This window comes from Bradyrhizobium retamae, assembly GCF_001440415.1.
GTDB classification, from domain to species: domain Bacteria; phylum Pseudomonadota; class Alphaproteobacteria; order Rhizobiales; family Xanthobacteraceae; genus Bradyrhizobium; species Bradyrhizobium retamae.
The window spans coordinates 1-3,616 of record NZ_LLYA01000060.1 but is presented as its reverse complement, the minus strand read 5'-3'; the positions used below and the strand labels follow the sequence as shown (position 1 = coordinate 3,616).

5 protein-coding genes are annotated in these 3,616 nt (G+C 58.6%); 4 read left to right on the top strand and 1 reads right to left on the bottom strand.

Annotation, left to right across the window (positions count from 1 at the left end):
• Positions 1-708: 708 nt before the first annotated feature.
• The 3 genes from CQ13_RS09235 (at position 709) to CQ13_RS09225 (ending at position 1,774) form a co-directional block, all read left to right on the top strand.
• Complete coding sequence (locus CQ13_RS09235; RefSeq protein WP_057842673.1) at positions 709-948, top strand: hypothetical protein; 240 nt, start codon at positions 709-711, stop codon at positions 946-948.
• A 42-nt stretch (positions 949-990) separates the two neighbouring features.
• Complete coding sequence (locus CQ13_RS42725) at positions 991-1,170, top strand: helix-turn-helix domain-containing protein (RefSeq protein WP_057842672.1); 180 nt, start codon at positions 991-993, stop codon at positions 1,168-1,170.
• Between the two features lie 310 nt (positions 1,171-1,480).
• Positions 1,481-1,774 carry a hypothetical protein gene (locus CQ13_RS09225; protein WP_057842671.1) on the top strand — a complete coding sequence of 98 codons (294 nt, stop codon included), beginning with the start codon at positions 1,481-1,483 and terminating at the stop codon, positions 1,772-1,774.
• Between the two features lie 70 nt (positions 1,775-1,844).
• Here the strand turns inward: CQ13_RS09225 and CQ13_RS09220 are convergent, their stop codons facing one another.
• Positions 1,845-2,183 carry a hypothetical protein gene (locus CQ13_RS09220; protein WP_063800056.1) on the bottom strand — a complete coding sequence of 113 codons (339 nt, stop codon included), beginning with the start codon at positions 2,181-2,183 and terminating at the stop codon, positions 1,845-1,847.
• 608 nt (positions 2,184-2,791) lie between these two features.
• On the opposite strand from CQ13_RS09220, the gene CQ13_RS09215 reads away from it, so the two are divergent.
• Positions 2,792-3,526, top strand: a complete 735-nt coding sequence (locus tag CQ13_RS09215) for a Crp/Fnr family transcriptional regulator (protein ID WP_057842670.1) — start codon at positions 2,792-2,794, stop codon at positions 3,524-3,526.
• The last annotated feature ends 90 nt before the right edge of the window (positions 3,527-3,616 follow it).

Sequence of the window (3,616 nt, the reverse complement as noted above, 5' to 3'; positions counted from 1 at the left end):
TACTTCAAAAATACAGTTGCTTCCCGGAGAACGGCTCTTTTGCCTCCGTCGCTCCACGAGCGGACCCCCGTGAAAACTTAACGCCAGCACCGCGGCGCCAGAACCACACGACTTCGCCGTACGCTCAAGGTGCGTACGTCGCGCACCTCTTGCGTCGTGACGATGGCCAACGCCCCTCATCTGCCGTGAGACGGGCGGAGTTATGCGACTGATTTGCCCTGCAAGTTAAGCGGAATATTTTTGCTTCCGGGGCTTGAATGATTTCTGAAAATCAGAAGTGATTTGCCCGTCGGTCACTCACTGCGATGTGTGACCGCTTAAACTTGCAAAGTGAGGGCAGGAGGGGTGCGGATGCGGCAAGTATGCCGAAATGCATTGTCCGCGGATTCAGCGAGTCACGGGGCTTTAATTCTCGTTCGGGCACCCCATATGAACTTCATGGCACAATGGAAATCGTCAACCACGCGGCAACCACCGATGACGAAGGATGAGTTGCGCCTGATGCTGACCGCGGCGGTGCGCAATACGCAGCCAATCGCGGATCACAAGCCGAAACGCGCCCCGGAAGCCGAAGACGATCAGTCCTAGCTGGCCGCCGCTCATTGCTAGCCGCCGCTATTTGCAATAGCCAAGAACCACACCAGGCGCGGTGGCTAATGTCGATCCCGACAGCCTGACCTAATCGGACGCTCAAAAAAGGAATAGCGGATGCGGATAGCTGCCAAGCCCACCGAACAAGAGATCATCGAGGGGCCACAAGCGGTGTCTTTTCAGATCGCGAACGGAACTGCGCGGCAGCGCTGCGTTCTGCAAACCGAGCTGCCGACCAAGGCTCTGGCGCAAAAATTTCTTCTCGCAAATTGGCCTGTTATCGAAAAGATGGCGCGCGACGCGCTCGCGGCCGGAAGTCTAGAAGACGGCCAGATCAAACTCGTCATGGCGGCCTGAGCAGTTCATTATCAACGCCAATTTTGGATTGCAGGACCAGTCATGCTGAAAGATCGCGAAAATATTCTGAATGCGCTCCGCGAGAAGCCGCTCAAGGCCTACCAACTCATGCGGCGTGCCAATCTCCCGAATGAGGAAGCCTGCCAATCTCTGCTTCTGAAGATGCGCGACGAAGGCCTCGTGAAATTCGACATCCACAAGGGGCATTGGCGGATCGGATAGCCAGATACATGCGGCGGGGTTTTTCCCGCCGTTTCTGCTATGCCGCTTCCGTCTCCAACCCGAGCGCAGCTCGTGTTGCTAAAGGTGCCGGTGTCGCTGAGATGATGGCCACTCGCCATTGCCGAGCCGTTTGCCATGGTGAGGGTCGGGAACTGCGAATGCGAGTTCTGGAAGTTGACGCCTTGCAGCCCACTTTGCGCGGAACCGGCCTCAGAGCCGGGGAGCATTGGCCGGGCCCGGCAAAATCCTGTTTGGAAACACATGGAAACATTGCAGCCCGACGTCGTTCTTCGATGGAAGGAGGCCCGCCATGAGCAAGTTTCATGAGAAGGTCGAGGCTCAGACCAAACAGATCATCGGGCAAATGCTCGGCGACGAGCTGCTGGTCCGGGAAGGTAAGGAACAACATAGGCAAGCGACAGAGCCCGACCCAACGGATCCCGGCTCGACGGATCCCGGCTCGTCCAACGGCAGCGACGATCAGGGCATCGTCCGTGATCAACGGGGTCAGGAGCAACCCAAGGACAAGGAGCGCGCCCAGCGCGTGAGCCGGATCGACCGCGGCGGCGATCCGCCTGGCAAGAAGACTTCAGACGATCGCTAAACAAAGCAATCGCTAAACAAGAAGAGAAGGGGCGGTGTTGGACCGCCTCTCCTCCAATGCCCGTTGTTCGCTACTGACAGATATGGCGCCGGCCATCCCCACCGATGAATGTCGTTCCGGGTTGACAGACGAAGCCGCTATTGTAGTAGCGCGGCCCGTAGCCATAATTGTAGGCGTAGACGTCGTTTCGGAACGGCGCCGTCGCAATCGCGCCGGCCGTGCCGATCGCGCCGCCAACCACGCCGGCAGCTATTTCACCCGGCCAGAATCCGCTGTGACGATGATAGATCCGGTCCTGGGTCTGCGGTTTACGGATAGCATCCGACCGTCCGTGAGGATCCTGCGCCAGTGCCGGCGCTGCGACCGCAGTCGAAAGAATCGCCGCTGCGGCTAGGAGCTTCAAGTTCATGAGTTGCCTCCGTTGTACCAACAGAGGGCCAACCAGGGGCGCCTGCGACCGTTCCGATATCGTGATCGATACGCTTCAAACGGATGTGAGGTTTCAGTTCCAGTTTCTGCTTTGCCAAGGCGCTCATCAGCAAACGCACGATGGTTTCGCAGCCGGGTCGTCGGGCATTCTCGCACTGAAAATCCATCAATGCTCGCGGTCATGAGCTGCGCGATCGCATTCCCGGTCGTTGGGCGATCCAGCAGCCGACACTTTGCGATCTGCAACCAAGGACGTGGATGCGCAGTGCAAGGGCCGGGCATGACGAGAGCGAGACTCCCGAGAAAAATTCGGAACGCTATCAGCCTATCCGCCGTTTCTTGTTCGTCGTCCTTTCCCTCCCGAGACGACAATTCTCGATGGCCCCGGCGCGCCAATTGCGTCGGGGCTTTTTCCACCCTGCAGCGATCGAGATTAGCTCCTTGCGGTTCAGTACCCAGCGGCTGCATATGTCGGGTGCCGGACAGACGCCGTTCCCGAGAAAAGGATAGCGTTCAATATCAATGGTAACCCTCCGGCAGCCGCGTGATTGAGAGACGCAAAGTGCTCCCGCCAATCAGGGAGTTCACATGCAGTCTTTTTTAAGCAATTTGCTGCTGTCGTCTTTCGCCCCGCCGGATGTCGAGGCACTGCGGCCTCACCTCAGGCCTGTCGTGCTGGAGCACACCAAGATCCTGCATGAAGCCGGGGAGAAGATTAGCGGGGTCTACTTTCCATTCGATGCGGTGATTTCGCTCGTGGTGCTGCTTGAGGGCGGAGAAACCGTTGAAGCCGCTATGGTTGGCCGCGATGGCGTTATCGGCGCTTCGGCGGCTTTGGACGGCAAGCTGGCCCTGAATCGCGCGATCGTTCAAATCGACGGACATGGAGTGGTGTGTGAGCCCGACGCGTTCAAGCGCGTGGTGCTCGACCGCACCGGCATGCTTTCGATGATTATCAGTCACGAGCAGACGGTTTATGCCCAGGCGCAGCAATCCGCCGCCTGCAACATCCTCCACGATTCGACGGCGCGGCTGTGCCGCTGGCTGCTGCGTGCGCGCGACCTGTCGGGAAGCGATATGCTCCCTTTTACGCAGGAGTTTCTCGCGGAGATGCTGGGTGTCCGGCGAACCACCGTTTCCCCGGTGGCGCATACGCTGCAAGCTGCGGGAATGATACGATACCGGCGAGGCAAGATCGAGATCACCAACGTGGAAGCGCTGCGGGAAAGCGCCTGCGAGTGCTATGAGACGGTTCGTAACAATTACGATCGATTGCTGGGGCGCAACCGCAATAGCGGCCCTGATCACGCTCCGAAGGATTGAACAGCGATCCGTTTGCGAGATGGCTCATCGCCAATCTAGGGTCTGTTGGGATTCATCGCGAGTTTATCACGGCAGCGGCGAGGTGGATCA